This window comes from Nonlabens sp. MIC269 (assembly GCF_001430865.1).
Classification (GTDB): domain Bacteria; phylum Bacteroidota; class Bacteroidia; order Flavobacteriales; family Flavobacteriaceae; genus Nonlabens; species Nonlabens tegetincola.
Genome location: NZ_CP011373.1, coordinates 1,674,070 through 1,690,900, shown reverse-complemented (window position 1 = coordinate 1,690,900; position 16,831 = coordinate 1,674,070). Strand labels below are relative to the sequence as shown.

The window sequence follows — 16,831 nt, the reverse complement described above, 5'->3', positions numbered from 1 at the left end:
AAGATGTGGAACTTTGAAAACATAAAGTTTTTAAATCCAGAGTTTTTCTGGTTGTTATTGTTATTAGTTCCGCTAGCGGTATTCTATTTTTTTACACATAGAAAACAACAAGCAGAGGTTTATATTTCTAGTACAGCTGGTTTTAAGTTTAAAGAATCTCTTTTAGGTAAATTAAAGCCTATACTTTATTTACTTAGATTATTAGCTATCGCTTTATTAATTATAGCCCTAGCAAGACCTCAAACAACCGATGTTACTACTAGAACAAAAAAAACCAGTGGTATAGATATAGTTCTTGCTATTGATGTGAGTGCTAGTATGCTGGCAAGAGATTTTAAACCAGATCGGTTACAAGCAACTAAGGAGGTTGCTACAAACTTTATACAAGGCAGGCCAAATGACCGTATAGGTATTGTAGTATACGCAGGAGAAAGTTATACTAAAACACCTATTACTACCGATCAAAAGGTCTCGCTCAATGCGGTAAAAGGTATCGAATTTGACGAAGTGCTAGAAAACGGTACTGCAATTGGAATGGGATTAGGAACAGCGGTTAATAGACTTAAAGAAAGTGAGGCAGAAAGTAAAGTAATCATACTCATGACCGATGGTGTGAATAACAGCGGAGTAATTGATCCAAAAATAGCCGGAGAACTTGCCGTAGAATTTGGAATTAAGGTATACACTATTGGAATAGGTACAAATGGAAATGCTCTTTCACCATACAGCAGGTATCCTAATGGGGAATTTCAATTTAGAATGTTACCTGTAGAAATCGATGAAGAGCTTTTAAAAAATATAGCCGCGTCCACCGGTGGACGCTATTTTAGAGCAACTGATGATGAAAAGTTAAAAGAAATTTATAATGAAATCGATCAACTTGAAAAAACTGAAATAGAGCAATTTGAATTTTATAGTGTGCAAGAAAAATTTAGAGCATTTGCTTTAATCGCCTTTTGTTTGCTTGCGATAGAACAATTATTAAAACACACGCTATTTAAATCTGTAGCCTAGTAAATATGTACGTACTTGAAGAGAAAATATATTTTTGGTTATTAGTAGCAATTCCATTGTTATTAGTGTTTTATATAGCCGTAAGCTTATGGCGATTGAGAGCACAAAAAAAGTACGCTCAAAAACATCAATTACCACACCTTATGCCCAACAAGTCGTGGTTTAAACCGCTTCTCAAGGTAATTACCATAAGTTTTGGGCTTGGCTTTATAGCCTTTTCCTTGGTAAATTTAAAAGCAGGAACAAGACTAGAAACTGTTAACCGAGAAGGAGTAGATATCGTATTTGCCGTAGATATTTCAAAATCCATGCTAGCAGAAGATATTGCGCCTAATCGATTGGAAAAATCTCAACAACTTGTCACACAAATTATTAATAATCTTGCAAGTGACCGTATAGGATTGATTGCCTATGCAGGTAGTGCCGTGCCTCAGTTACCCATAACTACTGACTATGGTAGTGCCAAACTATTTTTACAAGGATTAAGTACTGATCTAGTATCCAGTCAAGGAACAGCAATTAATGAAGCAATAGAACTAGCACTAGGATACTATGGGGATGATAGTGAAGCTGCAAAAGTGTTAGTTATCATAAGTGATGGTGAGGATCATGAAGGTGATTCTGTTGACCTAGCAGAGGCTGCTGCAGAAAAAGGCTTACACATAATAACTATAGGTGTAGGAACTCAAAAAGGTAGTAACATTCCTATACGAGAAAATGGTATTGTAAAATCCTTTAAAAAAGATCAAAACGGTAAAACTGTTATCACCAAATTAAATGCGACAACGCTTCAAGAAATAGCAGAGGCTGGTAATGGTGTTTATATCGATGGTACCTTAACTAATGAAGTGATTGAAAAACTAAAGGCAGAGTTAGACACCTTGGACAAAGTAGCTTTTGATTCACAACAATATGCCGATTTTGAATCACAATTCCAATGGTTTCTAGCCTTTGGCCTATTCTTTGTCGTACTGGATGTATTCTATTTAGAAAGAAAAACAGGATGGATTAAAAAACTTAATTTATTTAATGAATAATAATAGTATACATATCACCTATGTTTTGATATTCATGCTAATATCATTCTACACTGCGGCTCAAAACGAACAAGAACCAGCCATAAATTACGCAGAACAGCAAGCCATAAAAGATGCTCAAGATGCTGCTAGTGATGGTGATTTCGCTTTCGCGGAAGCGGAATACAAAAAAGCCCTATCATTAAACCCAGATAATGCGCAAGCAGCTTACAATTTGGGTAATCTGTATTACAACAACGAGAAAAAAATTGAGGCAAACTCCTATTTTAGAAAGGCTGCAGATGCTGCTACTTCTAAAGAAATGAAGCATAAAATTTTTCACAATATAGGTAACACTTTATTAGAGAACAAAGATTACGATAAAGCTATTGAAGCCTATAAGAACGCATTACGTAACGACCCTACCGACGATGAAACTCGTTATAACCTAGCTCTTGCAAAGCAAGAAAAAGAGAAGCAAGGTGGCGGCGGTGGCGGCGGTAATGACGAGAATGATCAAAACCAACAGCAAGAAAAGGAGCAAGAACAAGATAAGAATAAGGAAGGTGATCAAGACGAAAAGTCTGATGGTGATAATAAAGGAGATCAAAACGAAAAAGAAGGAGATCAAGATAAAAATGATGGTGATCAAAAGAATGATGACCAAGGAAAAAATAGCGAAGGTGAAAACGGTAATGATTCACCAGAAGAACAAAAAGGACAAGCACCTCAACGCCAGCAAGGAAAAATGACAAGGCAACAAATTAAACAGTTGCTCGAGGCGATGAATAACGAGGAAAAGAAAATTCAAAAGAAAGTAAACGGTAAAAAGGCCAAAGGAACCGTTAAGAAATCAGAAAAAGACTGGTAAGTAATGAAAAGCACGTGGTTTTACATATTAGTTTTTATAGCAGCATGGGCACACGCACAAGTAGAGTTTACTACGAGCGTAAGTCGTGAACGTATCGCACTCAATGAGCGCATGCGTGTTGAATTTAAAATGAATGTAAATGGTAATGATTTTACACCGCCAAACTTTGTAGGATTTCAAGTAGTAGGTGGACCTAGTCAATCTTTTTCACAACAATGGATTAATGGAAAAGGATCGATGACAAAATCGTTTACCTATATATTAAAACCTAATAAAACAGGAAAACAGTATATTAAACCAGCTACCATGAATTACGAGGGTAAAACATACTCTACTCAAACAGTAGAGATAAATGTAACTGGTGCTGTAAATAAACCTAAAAACATTAATGACACCTCGCCTCGAGCAGATGAGACCGTACATCTCGTTGCCGAGATTTCAAACGCAAATCCTTATCTCAATGAAGCTATTAGGGTCGTATACAAACTTTATGTTTCAAACACATCTGGAGTAAATGACTGGCGCGAGGTTAACTCACCTAAATACGCAGACTTTTGGAGTGATAATATCGATAATCGTAATAGCCTAGTTAAAGAAGGAACTTATAAAGGAAAGCCTTATCGCTACAAAGTATTAAGAGAAGCTATTCTCTATCCTCAAAAAACAGGTAAATTAATTATAGAACCGCTTACTTTAGAAGTAGATGTGGTAGTTCCTACCGGTCAACGTAGTTTTACAGGCAGAGCATATATGACTACCGAACAAATCACAGTCAGTGCTGGTAAACGTACTATTGATGTTAAAGATCTTCCACTAGATGGTAGACCAGCGAACTTCAATGGAGCGGTAGGTCAATTTGAATTTCAAGTAGAAACTGATCAAGTACAAATTGAAGCAGGTGAAAGCATGACTGCTAGTGTTCAAGTAGGTGGAGTAGGAAATCTTAAATTAATGGATTTACCAGAACTTAAAGCACCTAAGAGCCTTGAAGTTTACGAACCAGAACGCATTAATAACGTACGTACCTCAATTACCGGAATGCGAGGAAATATTAAGGACAAATACACCATAGTACCTCAATACGGCGGTAAATATGTTATTCCACCTGTTGAATTTAGTTATTTTGATCCTAAAAAGGAGTCCTACGTAAGTTTAAATAGTGGTGAAATTTTATTACAAGTAGAAGGTGATGTTGCTGCTCCTATAGCAACCACAGAAAACAAAAACGTCATTACTCAAAACAACCAGTTTGTTTTCATTAAAACGGACACCGAATTAACATCACAAAACGAGGAACAGTTTTTTGGCTCAACAAAATACTGGATAACCTTAGGTGGTATTTTCCTTCTTTTACCTTTATTCTTAATAGTGAAAAAACGTAAAGAATCTAGAGCTGCCGATGTAGTAGGTAATCGATTGAGAAACGCCAATAAATTGAGTAAAAAATACTTGAGCACTGCTCGTAAAAATTTAGGTAATCACGAAGAATTCTATGTCGCTCTAGAAAAATCCCTACACAATTATCTCAAATCTAAACTTAGTATTTCAACAAGTGAAATGACTAAAAACAATGTAGGACAACTCTTATTAGACCGCGGTGCTACCGTTCAAACAAAACAAGAGTTTATTAAACTACTAGAAAGCTGTGAATTTGCACGATACACGCCGTCAACTCCTGCTGGCATGAGAGAAGATTATGAAAAAGCTAGTCAGGTCCTTAATTTGATAGACAAACAATTAAAAAGCTAGTTTTATGAGAACAACCTTAATTTTTCTAGCTACAGTCCTATTAACTTGGCCTATTTTCAGTCAAGAAGAGGCTGCTTATTCCGCTTTCGCGAAAGCGAATCAAGCATATACTAACGAAAATTATGAAATAGCAATTGCAGGTTATGAGCAAGTATTAAATACAGGTCTACACAGTGCCGATGTTTATTTTAATCTAGCTAATGCTCATTACAAATTAAATCAGGTAGGTCCAGCTATTTATAATTACGAGAAAGCCCTAGAACTAGACCCTGAAAACGAAGATATTAAGAGCAATCTAGCATTTGCCAATCGTATGAAAATAGACGCTATAGAATCCTTACCACAAGACAATTTATCTGGAAGTTTACAGGATACTATAAAATCGTTATCTGTCGATGAATGGGCCTATTTTAGTGTCATTGCTGCCTTATTTACCATACTATTCATAGTACTTTATATTTACGCAGGAACTACAAGTAAAAAAAGATTGTTTTTTATTCTTTTCATTCTTACTGGTATTTTGTTTTTATCCACTGCTGCTGCAGCCTTTTACAGTAGTGAATATTTAGATAAAAAGCAATTTGCCATTGTTTACATAGAAGAATTCACTACTCGCAATGAACCTAAAAATAGCGCTGGTACCAGCTTTGTTATTCATGAAGGAACTAAGGTTGAGGTCCTTGAAGAATTCAATGATTGGGCGCACATACAACTCGCAAATGGTAGTAAGGCCTGGATGCCATTAGAGGATTTGAAAAAGCTTTAAGAAATCTTTCTTCAATCTGATCTAGAACATAAAGTTTTATCATGCATGCATAACAACTAAAATACTTGTGTAAGTATGTCTGTTGTTGAGTTGCTTATATTTGCATATACCCCAAAAAAGTAGAATGACATTATCAAAAAATATTGCAGTAATAGGTGGTGGAAGTTGGGCAACGGCTATTGTGAAAATGCTGTCGGAGAACCTAGAAACTATCCATTGGTACATGCGCAGTGAATATGCCATTGAACATATTAAACGTAATGACCACAATCCTAATTACTTAAGCTCAGTTGAGTTTAAAAACAATCAATTGCACTTGTCTAGCGATATAAATGAAATCGTGAGCGCTGCAGATATTTGCATATTTGCGATTCCTAGTGCTTTTGTGTACAGCGAGTTGGAATCTCTAGAGGTTTCATTGGAAAACAAAATTATTTTTAGTGCTATCAAAGGAATAGTACCCGAAACAGGGCTTATTGTTGGAGAACATTTTCATGATCATTACAACATTCCTTTTGAAAACATTGGTGTTATTACGGGACCTTGCCATGCCGAAGAAGTTGCCCTAGAACGGTTGTCCTACCTTACAATCGCATGTGCAGATGAAGAAAAAGCGCAACATCTAGCTACTTGCCTTAATAGTGATTACATCAACTGTAAAATAAGTGATGATATCATAGGGACTGAATATGCCGCCATGCTTAAAAATATTTATGCTATTGCTGCTGGAATAGCTCATGGTCTGGGATATGGTGATAATTTTCAAAGTGTACTTATGAGTAATGCTATACGTGAAATGAAACGATTCATTAAAAAAGTACACAAAATGAAACGTAACATTAACGATAGCGCTTACTTAGGAGACTTACTAGTAACAGGTTATTCAGTTTTTTCACGAAATCGATTGTTTGGTAACATGCTAGGAAAAGGATATACAGTGCGCAGCGCGCAATTAGAAATGAGCATGATTGCCGAAGGTTACTACGCAACAAAAAGCGCGTACAAAATAAACGAAGATAAAGGAGCTCGTACTCCTATTTTAAATGCTGTTTACAGCATTTTATACGACAATAAAAACCCAAAGAAAGTATTTAAAAAACTAGCTGATAAGCTAGACTAAAATCAAAAAACATGTCTGAAATAGCCAAAGAATTTGGTATCAACACCGCTCTAGAAGCTCTAGGTCTCAATAAGAAAAATGAAGGGACTTCTACAGGTTCAAAATCAATCAAAGGTAGTGAGTTTATCACATCCTATTCACCAGTTGATGGTGCCGTTATAGGTGAGGTTTCTGTCACAACAAAAGATGCTTATGAAGAAGTAATGAGTGCTGCCCAAATAGCGTATAAAGAGTGGAGAGTTATTCCTGCACCACAAAGAGGTGAAATAGTACGTCAATTCGGTGAAGAACTTAGACGTCTTAAAGAACCTTTAGGTAAACTGGTTTCCTATGAAATGGGAAAATCTTACCAAGAAGGATTGGGTGAAGTTCAAGAAATGATTGATATCTGTGATTTTGCTGTTGGTCTTTCTAGACAATTACATGGATTAACCATGCATAGTGAACGTCCAGGACACCGCATGTATGAGCAATACCATCCTTTAGGAATTGTAGGAATTATAAGTGCCTTCAATTTCCCTGTTGCCGTATGGGCATGGAATACAGCGCTTGCATGGATTTGTGGTGATGTATGTGTGTGGAAACCTAGTGAGAAAACTCCTTTATGTGGGGTAGCTTGTCAAAATATCATTGCCAAAGTTTTAAAAGACAACAACCTACCTGAAGGAATCTCATGTTTAATTAACGGTGATTACAAAGTAGGTGAGTTTATGACAACAGATAAACGAGTGCCATTAGTAAGTGCCACTGGTTCTACTCGCATGGGAAGAATAGTAGCTGCAACGGTAGGTGAACGTTTAGGTAAATCATTGTTAGAATTAGGTGGTAACAATGCCATAATCGTTACACCAGATGCAGATGTAAAAATGACTGTAATAGGCGCTGTTTTTGGTGCTGTAGGAACCGCTGGTCAACGTTGTACTTCTACAAGAAGATTAATTGTTCATGAATCTATGTATGACACTGTTAAAAATGCCATAGTAGATGCGTATCAACAACTTAAAATAGGTAACCCATTAGATGAGAATAACCATGTAGGCCCATTAATTGATACAGATGCTGTTGCTAATTATAACAAGGCTCTTGAAGATGTTGTTGCACAAGGTGGAAATATTCTAGTAGAAGGTGGAGTACTTACAGGTGCTGGATATGAAAGCGGCTGTTATGTGAAACCTGCGATTGCAGAGGCATCTAACAACATGGAAATTGTACAACATGAGACTTTTGCCCCAGTACTTTACTTACTTAAATATTCTGGCGAAGTAGAAAACGCTATTGAGCTACAAAATGATGTTGCACAAGGTCTTTCTAGTGCCATTATGACTAATAATTTAAGAGAGGCAGAACGCTTCCTTTCACACGCAGGTTCTGATTGTGGTATAGCAAATGTAAACATCGGTACAAGCGGTGCAGAAATAGGTGGTGCTTTTGGTGGTGAAAAAGACACCGGTGGCGGACGTGAATCTGGATCAGATGCTTGGAAAGTTTACATGCGTCGTCAAACTAATACTATCAATTACACTACTGAGTTGCCTCTTGCGCAAGGGATAAAATTTGATCTATAAGTAAAAGTATTAGATACTTAAAAGCAGCTCTTTTAAAAGAGCTGCTTTTGTATTTTTAGACAAATTTAAATCATGAATGTAGAACAACTTAGAGATTATTGCTTGTCGAAAAAGGGTACCACAGAAGAATTTCCGTTTGATCAGGTAACCTTAGTCTTTAAGGTTATGGGAAAAATGTATTGTCTAACAGGATTAGAACATTGGGAAAACGGTAAGCCAGCTGTTAATCTCAAATGCGATCCTGAAAAAGCTATACAATTACGTGAAAAGTATGAAGGAACTGTCATCGGTGGCTATCATAGTAACAAGAAACATTGGAATACAGTCTATTTAAATGAAGACATGGGCGATGACGAACTGTTAACGTGGATCGATCATAGTTACGAGCTTGTAGTAAATAAGCTCACTAAAAAACAAAAGCAAGAATTACAGCTACTCTAAACATGACATTAGACCTATTAAACACCTATAAAGAAAGGATAGAAATCAACCGAGGCAAGGTTGAAGCTATAAAGAAAAAACTATCATTGAGCAGTGCTGTAAGATTAGTTTTATTCCTATCCATAGCTGTAAGCGTATATTATTTCTGGAGTAAAATAGGTGTCCTAACATTAATTTTAGGTACTGGTGGCGCCCTATTTCTATGGTTAGTAAAGAACCACCAAAATTTAAAAAATCAAAAAGATTTTCATCAATTATTAATCGAAATTAATGAAAAGGAGATCTTAGCCGTCCAAGGTGAATTTGATTCCTTTTTTGATGGTGATGCTTATAAAAATCCCACTCATGACTACTCACACGATATAGATTTATTTGGTAAGGGTTCCTTGTTTCAACAAATAAATAGGTGTGCTACAAAAGGTGGTGAAGTTACGCTTTCGCGAAAGCTAACTCACAATCAACCTAGTGATGTAATTGAAAAGCAAATAGCGATTAAAGAGCTATCTGGCAAACTTAATTTTAGGCAAAACTACATGGCTACTGCAAGATTGATTTCTATAGATCGTGCTACAAACTTTGTTCATTGGTTTACAAATTATAAACCATTTGTACCTAAATACTATTCATGGGTGTGGTCTATAATTCTCACTGTTAACATAGTGCTTATTGCTTTGTATAGCTTTACTAGTTTAAACGGTTATTTAGCATCAGTAGGTGTTGTCATTGCTCTATTAGTGACAAGGCGCTATCTTAAAAAAGTGAATCAAGTAGCTCAAGTAATTACACCGCTTGAAGATTTTTTTGCTCAATATGGAAAACTAATTGCACTTATTGAGAATCAAGAGTTTCAATCATCTTTACTGTTGGAAATCCAAAACAATCTTAAGACACAGGATAAAAAAGCATCTAGCGTTATGCATGATTTTTCACAAGCGCTAGGAAGGTTAGATCAAAGGCATAACATGTTGTTTGGATTTATGGCAAATGCATTAGGTTTATGGGATCTTAAGCAAATGAGCTACATAGAACGTTGGATAAGTGAGTATAAAGAAAAAGTAGGCACATGGATAAGTATGATTGAAGAGGTGGATGCCATTAACAGTATGGCTAATTATGCCTATAATAACCAAACCTATACCTATCCTAGTATCAAATCTGGTCCGTTTACCCTACAAGCTAGTAAAGCCTCACATCCTTTATTAAATCCAGAAAAAGCGATTGGAAATCCAATATCTATAAGTCAAGGCGAGTTTTTCATCATTACCGGAGCCAACATGGCTGGAAAAAGCACCTTTCTTAGAACCGTGTCATCACTAATCGTTATGGCAAATTGCGGACTTCCAGTTTGTGCTCATGATGTTGTATATTCTCCTATTAGGCTAATCACCAGTATGCGTACTACAGACTCAATACAAGATGACACCTCATACTTCTTCGGTGAATTAAAGAGATTACAATACATTATGAATAGCATTGAAAAGTTTCCTTATTTCATTGTTTTAGATGAAATTTTAAAAGGAACAAACAGTGAGGACAAAGCTATTGGATCACAAAAATTAGTACAAAAACTTAATTCACTGGGCGCAACAGGAATTATAGCCACACATGATTTAAGCCTAACACAGGTAGCAAACGATTATCCTGGCATTATAAATTACTATTTTGATGCAGAAGTTGTAAATGATGAATTACATTTTGATTATAAATGTAAAACTGGAGTAGCTCACAATATGAACGCCAGCTTCCTATTGCGGAAAATGGGAATTGTTGAATAAGCCTTACTTATTCTTCAAATAAGGCTTTAAGTTCAGTCGCATCAGCAGCTTTCATTTTACCTGCAAGAACTAGACTTAATTGCTTACGCCTTAAAGCCGCATCATAACGCATTTTTTCCTCTTCAGTTTCTGGTGTAATGGCTGGAATTTGAACCGGTCTACCTGTATCGTCAACTGCTACAAACGAATAAATCGCCTCGTTGGCTTTAGTTCTCTCACCGCTCTCACGATCTTCTACCCAAACATCCATAAAAACCTCCATCGAAGTTTTAAAGGCTCTAGTTACTTGTGCTTCAATAGTTACAACACTACCTAGAGGAACCATTCTATTAAATGCTACATTATTTACCGATGCTGTTACCACAATACGCCTAGAATGACGTCTTGCCGCAATACTTGCTGCACGATCCATACGAGCCAGCAATTCACCACCAAATAAATTATTAAGTGGATTAGTTTCACTAGGTAATACCATATCAGTTACCGTTGTAAAAGATTGCGATGGCGTTTTAGCTTGCATAATTTGAAATTTTTTGCAAAAGTAGCGTATAAGCTTAACTACCTACCAGCTTTTAGATGAATTTAAGGTTAAAATGTGGAGATCATTATCTCGTTCAACATTATAATTCTTATTATTTTTGAAAAAGTTTGAAAATAGTACGTTACATATTAATGCCGGTCTATCGAGTGTGGTTCTACGTACTAGTAGGGCTTCCTATTGTAGTATTAATGCCATTGTTAATTCTTACTACTATTTCTGAAAAAACTTACAATTGGTTCTTTAAACTTGCAAGATTGTGGGCTGCAATCGTTTTATACGGTATGGGATTCTTCCCAAAGATTAACCGATTAGCCAAAATGGATCCTCATCAAAGCTATATGCTAGTGGCAAACCACACTAGCATGACTGATATTATGATGATGTTGTTGATATCAAAAAATCCATTTGTTTTTGTAGGTAAAAAAGAGCTCGCAAAGATCCCTTTATTTGGTTTTTTCTATAAACGTACTTGTATTCTTGTAGACAGGAGCAACCCAAAAAGCCGCAAAGCTGTATTTGATCGAGCCAGACAACGTATGGAAGACGGCGTAGGAATTTGTATTTTTCCTGAAGGTGGAGTTCCCGACGACACAAGTATTCTCTTGGACACTTTTAAGGATGGCGCTTTTAGACTTGCCATAGAACATCAAATACCTGTTTTACCCGTCACTTTATTTGATAATAAAAAGCGTTTTCCATTTGAATTTTTTAAAGGAAGTCCAGGAAAAATGAGAGCAATAGTACATCCTAGTATACCTAGTACTGGTATGACATTGCAGGATGATAAAGTACGCTTTCGCGAAAGCGTAAGACAAATAATTCTTCAATCACTAGAGCAAGGGTCTTAAAAAAGAAAAACCGTCTCCATGGCACAGGAAACGGTCATTCATCATCATTGCATAATTAATCGAGTTTCAACTTAACTAAAGCTCAATTATACTTTTAAAATCTATATCTAACTCCTGAATAAATTCCCACCGCAAACGGCCTAAAATTTTCAGAATTGGTACGTAATGTATTGAGTTGATATTTCAACATAGGTTCTAGACTCACACCTATTTTATTATTAAAATTATAGTCAAGACCCAATCCAAAATTGGCACTTTGATTAAAGGTGTTAAAATTAGAATCCTCACCTAAGGTTGTTATTCCTTTTTCATTTTCAATGAACACAACATTATCGGTTAGGAATAACGCACTGAAACCAGCCAATACATTAAACTTAAATTGACTATCTATCAGGGTATATTGAACCTCGAGCGGCACTTCGACATAACCCAAATCTTGTCTAAGCTCACCTTCAATACCATTAAATGTCGTGGTTGCACCAAACTCTTGATTAAAGCTAGAGGCTAGTAAATCAACATTATTAGGAGCTTGATTTGAAGTGGACACAGCATTAGGGTCATAACCTGTTGAACTAGTAGATCCTCTTGCAAGAAAATCAAATCCTGTGTTATACACCACATCCTGTGTTCCATAATTTAATCTCATGCGGTGCACACCTGTTCTCACGCTCCACCGTGGAGCAAAATTATAAGCAACATTGAATCCTACACTTAAGTTTACACTACCATTAGTTTCATTTTCAGTTACCTGATCGTTTATGGCTGTTCCCGATAAAACATCTGAATAGACTGGTGCTATCAAACTAGATCCTTGCCACGATGGTGAGAATACGGTAGCGGTTGAATCGTTTTTCTCCTCCATTAATTTTTGAGCAGCTAGCATGGCATCCAACTCTTGAGATCGTTGTTTATTCAAACTATCAGTAAATTTCTTATTATGAGCCATCAACGACTGGTCATTTTCTAGATTGCTTTTAGTTGCCTTAATACCGTTATTCTCAACTTCACTTTGATTAGATGGTGTTTGTTGAGAATTATTGGCCATTGATTGACCTAATGGATTATTAGTTTTATCACCAATTCCATTTTTAATTTTGTCATTATTATTGAGATTATTTTGAGCAAAGTTTTGATTTGCTACATCAGTTGAAAGTAAGTCTCTTTTTTGTGCAACTTTTGAATTCTTTTTAATTCTAGACTTGGATGAGTTATTAACCAATACACCTGCCCGATCACTCTTCTTTAAAACTGAATTATTTTTAGATTGTTGATCACTAATTATGGATTGATTGTTATTACTATCCGTTCTTGTAGATGTATTGTTACTCTGACTACTAGTATTTGAATCTGTAGCTTCGGTATTATCCTGAGTGGACGAAACAGAAGAGCTATTATCTTCATAAGAAATTGCTCTATCCTCTGTTTCATCTACGTCAGGATCTAGGTCTGGAGTGGTTACTATCTCATTATGAACCCCAACATTATCAGTAAACTGATTTGAGAAGTAAACGGTTGTTACAATTATCGCAATAGCTGCTGCTATTCCAGACCAATATATCCAGATGGGCGTACCTTTCTTTTCTGGTTTTTGAGACGGTATTTTTTGTTCTATATTCTCCCAAAGTCCAGGTGGTGGCGTTACTTCAAAATCCTTGAAACGCTCCTGAAAAATTCTATCTATGTTCTTTTTATCTGCCATTTTCTAGCTGGCGTTATGATTATTATTCTCACGCCATTTTTCTATCATATCCTTAAGATGAAATCTAGCCCTAGCAAGGTTAGACTTTGATGTTCCTACCGTTATCTCCATCATTTGGGCTATATCCTTGTGGCTGTAGCCATCTAGAGAATATAATGTAAACACCATACGATAACGATCTGGTAGTTTTTGTATCATTCCTAGAAGTTCATCCATTGTCAAGCTTTCATCATCTTCAACTTCTAATTCTACATCTTTAATTTGTTCTTCGTCTTCTAGTTTATAAATTTTTGTTCCTCTGTATCTTTTAAGAGCTTCATTAATTGCTATTCTCTTACACCAGCCTTCAAAAGATCCCTTATGACTAAACTGACCTATTTTTTTAAATATTGTTATAAAAGAGTCTTGCAAGATATCTTGTGCATCTTCCTGATTTGGGGCGTATTTGAGTGTACTAGCGTATAACTTACTAGCTAGACGTTCATACACTTCTCTTTGCGCCTTGCGATCTCCTTGTGCACATGATATGATAAGCTCTTTTTGAACCACATTATAAATTTATTCCCTTACAGGAACGGTCATTTCAATATAAGTAGGCAACCCATCGGCATCCAATCCGTTAAAAAATTTAAACACATAGCTACCATTACTGGCAGCTATAAAGTTTAGATTAACCTCTTCCTCAATAACGTTGTTAGGGTTATTTTCTGCAAAACAATCATTTGCGTTATAAACCAATACAGGTGTTACCGTTCTTTCATTTAAAGTAGGTATCACCTCAAATCCTGAAAAAACAAAGCATTCTGCAGGTTTTTCTATTTTTAAAGTAACTATATGCGTCGTTCCAAAATCAAGGGTGTCTGGCATATTAACTTCAACCACTTTTGCCGCAGAATAAGCTATCTGTGGACCATCATCTTCAATAGAACACGATACTATTGATAACACAACAAAAAGGGATAACAATAAAGATTTCAACTTCATATTCAAATTACATTTCTATACTATAGATGCATATCTATATAAAAGGTTGCGTGAAAAAATAAAAAAATAAAAAACCAGCTGTAATCTACAGCTGGTCACAAAGTTACTATTATTTAAATGTTGTTATGAAAGACTATCTTTAATAGCGCTCATGATTTTCTCTTCAAGCTCGTCGACTAGATCCGGGTTGTCTTTCAAAATAGTTTTAACCGCATCACGACCTTGACCCAACTTAGTATCTTCATAGGAGAACCAAGAACCTGCTTTTTTCACGATTTCATATTGAACACCTAGATCAATAATTTCTCCTAGTTTGGAAACACCTTCACCGTACATGATATCAAACTCGGCAGTTTGGAAAGGTGGTGCCACCTTATTCTTAACTACTTTTACCCTAGTTTTGTTACCTAATACAGAACCTGAACTATCCTTAATTTGAGTAGATCTTCTTATATCTAATCGCACTGATGCATAAAACTTCAATGCGTTACCACCGGTTGTTGTTTCAGGATTTCCAAACATCACACCGATTTTTTCACGTAATTGATTAATGAAAATTACTGTACAGTTAGTTTTTGAAATAGTCCCTGTCAATTTTCTCAAAGCTTGTGACATTAAACGAGCATGTAATCCCATTTTACTGTCTCCCATTTCACCTTCTATTTCGCTTTTTGGAGTAAGCGCCGCAACCGAGTCAACTACAATGATATCGATAGCACCTGATCTTATCAGGTTGTCGGCAATTTCCAAAGCCTGCTCTCCGTGGTCAGGTTGAGAAATAATTAGATTATCAAGATCTACACCTAGTTTCTCTGCATAAAACCTATCAAAAGCATGCTCTGCATCAATGAATGCTGCGATTCCACCTGCTTTTTGCGCCTCGGCAATAGCATGTAGGGTAAGTGTTGTTTTACCAGAAGATTCTGGCCCATAAATCTCAATTACCCTACCACGAGGATAACCACCTACACCCAAGGCAGAATTAAGAGCTAGTGAACCAGTAGGTATAGCATCTACTTCTTCAACCACTACATCTCCCATTTTCATCACCGCACCTTTACCGTATGCTTTATCTAGCTTATCAAGAGTAAGCTTCAGCGCCTTTAATTTTGCTGCTTTTTCTTTATCGTCTGCCATTTGAAATATTTTACGTAAAAATAAAGGGAGATTCAAGCATTTGCAACTGGAATTCAATAAGATTATTAACTACTATAATTGAGTGCTTAAGTGAATTAAATTATGTTATTCCGCTTTCGCGAAAGCGTAATGAAAACAGAGAAAATGAACGATTAAAAGACTATTTTATATCTAAGAACTTCATTACAAAAATGAGTTTTGTTTCACTCAAAGAATAACAATACCTTTGCAAGCTCAACACTATTAACTGTTTATAGCATGCAACTGTACAACAAATTAAGTGCTGAAGAAAGAAGAACTATGATACGTGAGGCTGGTAAAGAGCGCCTTACGATTTCTTTCTATCAGTATGCCCGATTAGGAAATCCAGAATTATTTAGAAATCATCTTTTTGTCGCATTTGACAATTTAGAAGTATTAGGCCGTATTTATGTAGCCCATGAAGGTATAAATGCGCAGCTCTCTATTCCTGCTGATCGTTTTATGGAATTCAAGAACTTTTTAGACGATATCTACTTCCTAAAAGATATAAGACTAAATATCGCTCGTGAACAAGATAACGAAAGCTTTTTAAAGCTAAAGGTCAAAGTGCGTAACAAAATTGTTGCCGATGGCTTAAACGACGAGACTTTTGATGTGACCAATAAAGGTCAACATGTCAATGCTGAGCAGTTTAATGCCCTTATTGAAGACCCAAACACGATTCTTGTGGATATGAGAAATCATTATGAAACTGAAATCGGCCATTTTAAAAATGCTTGGACTCCAGATGTAGATACTTTTAGAGAAAGCTTGCCAATTATAGAAAACGAGATCAAGCAACATAAAGAGGATAAAAAACTGGTAATGTATTGTACTGGTGGAATAAGATGTGAAAAAGCCAGTGCCTATTACAAGCATAAAGGATTTAAGGATGTTTACCAATTAGAAGGTGGTATTATCGAGTACCACAGACAGGTAACAGAAAAGGGATTAGAAAATAAATTTAGAGGAAAAAACTTCGTTTTTGACCAAAGGTTGTCTGAAAAGATTGGTAATGAAGTCATTGCAAACTGCCACCAATGCGGCGAACCATGTGACACTCATACAAACTGTGCTAATGATGCTTGTCACTTGTTATTTATTCAATGTGATTCTTGTAAAGAAAAGTATGAAAACTGTTGTAGTCAAGAGTGTAATGACATTATCCAACTTCCTTTGGAAGAGCAAAAAAAACTACGTGCTGGACACTATAATAGCAACAATATTTTTAAGAAAGGTAAAAGCGAAAAGCTTAAGTTTAAAAAACATGTTTAATTAGTAAAA

The 16,831-nt window shown here is 35.9% G+C and carries 16 protein-coding genes; 11 read left to right on the top strand and 5 right to left on the bottom strand.

Annotation, left to right across the window (positions count from 1 at the left end):
* Positions 1-3 precede the first annotated feature (3 nt).
* The 9 genes from AAT17_RS07925 to AAT17_RS07885 all read left to right on the top strand — a co-directional run bounded on the left by AAT17_RS07925 (position 4) and on the right by AAT17_RS07885 (position 10,317).
* The gene (locus AAT17_RS07925; RefSeq protein ID WP_042276897.1) at positions 4-1,014 is read left to right on the top strand and encodes a VWA domain-containing protein; all 1,011 of its coding nucleotides are present in this window, start codon (positions 4-6) and stop codon (positions 1,012-1,014) included.
* A 5-nt stretch (positions 1,015-1,019) separates the two neighbouring features.
* On the top strand, positions 1,020-2,051 hold the full coding sequence (locus AAT17_RS07920) for a VWA domain-containing protein (RefSeq protein WP_060523547.1): 1,032 nt from the start codon (positions 1,020-1,022) through the stop codon (positions 2,049-2,051).
* Positions 2,044-2,901, top strand: a complete 858-nt coding sequence (locus AAT17_RS07915) for a tetratricopeptide repeat protein (protein WP_060523546.1) — start codon at positions 2,044-2,046, stop codon at positions 2,899-2,901. The genes AAT17_RS07920 and AAT17_RS07915 overlap by 8 nt, the downstream gene beginning before the upstream one ends.
* Before the next feature lie 3 nt (positions 2,902-2,904).
* Positions 2,905-4,650, top strand: coding sequence for a BatD family protein (locus AAT17_RS07910; protein ID WP_060523545.1), 1,746 nt, complete (start codon positions 2,905-2,907; stop codon positions 4,648-4,650).
* Positions 4,651-4,654: 4 nt separating this feature from the next.
* Positions 4,655-5,416, top strand: a complete 762-nt coding sequence (locus AAT17_RS07905) for a tetratricopeptide repeat protein (protein WP_060523544.1) — start codon at positions 4,655-4,657, stop codon at positions 5,414-5,416.
* A gap of 124 nt (positions 5,417-5,540) precedes the next feature.
* Positions 5,541-6,536, top strand: coding sequence for an NAD(P)H-dependent glycerol-3-phosphate dehydrogenase (locus tag AAT17_RS07900; RefSeq protein ID WP_042276887.1), 996 nt, complete (start codon positions 5,541-5,543; stop codon positions 6,534-6,536).
* Between the two features lie 11 nt (positions 6,537-6,547).
* Positions 6,548-8,101: an aldehyde dehydrogenase family protein gene (locus tag AAT17_RS07895; RefSeq protein WP_060523543.1), complete on the top strand. Its 1,554-nt coding sequence runs from the start codon at positions 6,548-6,550 to the stop codon at positions 8,099-8,101.
* 72 nt (positions 8,102-8,173) lie between these two features.
* Positions 8,174-8,542 (top strand): MmcQ/YjbR family DNA-binding protein, encoded by a 369-nt coding sequence (locus tag AAT17_RS07890; protein ID WP_060523542.1) that lies wholly within the window; start codon positions 8,174-8,176, stop codon positions 8,540-8,542.
* 2 nt (positions 8,543-8,544) lie between these two features.
* A complete protein-coding gene (locus AAT17_RS07885; protein ID WP_060523541.1) occupies positions 8,545-10,317 on the top strand; it encodes a hypothetical protein in 1,773 nt (590 codons plus the stop codon).
* Positions 10,318-10,324: 7 nt separating this feature from the next.
* Here AAT17_RS07885 and AAT17_RS07880 read toward each other — a convergent pair whose 3' ends face one another.
* On the bottom strand, positions 10,325-10,837 hold the full coding sequence (locus tag AAT17_RS07880) for an acyl-CoA thioesterase (RefSeq protein ID WP_042276879.1): 513 nt from the start codon (positions 10,835-10,837) through the stop codon (positions 10,325-10,327).
* Between the two features lie 128 nt (positions 10,838-10,965).
* On the opposite strand from AAT17_RS07880, the gene AAT17_RS07875 reads away from it, so the two are divergent.
* Complete coding sequence (locus AAT17_RS07875) at positions 10,966-11,706, top strand: 1-acyl-sn-glycerol-3-phosphate acyltransferase (RefSeq protein ID WP_060523540.1); 741 nt, start codon at positions 10,966-10,968, stop codon at positions 11,704-11,706.
* Between the two features lie 94 nt (positions 11,707-11,800).
* Here the strand turns inward: AAT17_RS07875 and AAT17_RS07870 are convergent, their stop codons facing one another.
* The 4 genes from AAT17_RS07870 to recA form a co-directional block, all read right to left on the bottom strand.
* Positions 11,801-13,405, bottom strand: a complete 1,605-nt coding sequence (locus tag AAT17_RS07870) for an outer membrane beta-barrel protein (protein ID WP_060523539.1) — start codon at positions 13,403-13,405, stop codon at positions 11,801-11,803.
* Positions 13,406-13,408: 3 nt separating this feature from the next.
* Entirely contained in the window at positions 13,409-13,954 is a 546-nt protein-coding gene (locus tag AAT17_RS07865; protein ID WP_042276870.1) for an RNA polymerase sigma factor, read from the bottom strand.
* 9 nt (positions 13,955-13,963) lie between these two features.
* Positions 13,964-14,389, bottom strand: coding sequence for a hypothetical protein (locus tag AAT17_RS07860; RefSeq protein ID WP_042276867.1), 426 nt, complete (start codon positions 14,387-14,389; stop codon positions 13,964-13,966).
* A 123-nt stretch (positions 14,390-14,512) separates the two neighbouring features.
* Positions 14,513-15,526 (bottom strand): recombinase RecA, encoded by a 1,014-nt coding sequence (gene recA / locus AAT17_RS07855; protein WP_060523538.1) that lies wholly within the window; start codon positions 15,524-15,526, stop codon positions 14,513-14,515.
* Positions 15,527-15,784: 258 nt separating this feature from the next.
* Here recA and AAT17_RS07850 point away from each other — a divergent pair, with 258 nt between their 5' ends.
* Positions 15,785-16,822: a rhodanese-related sulfurtransferase gene (locus AAT17_RS07850; protein WP_060523537.1), complete on the top strand. Its 1,038-nt coding sequence runs from the start codon at positions 15,785-15,787 to the stop codon at positions 16,820-16,822.
* Positions 16,823-16,831 lie beyond the last annotated feature (9 nt).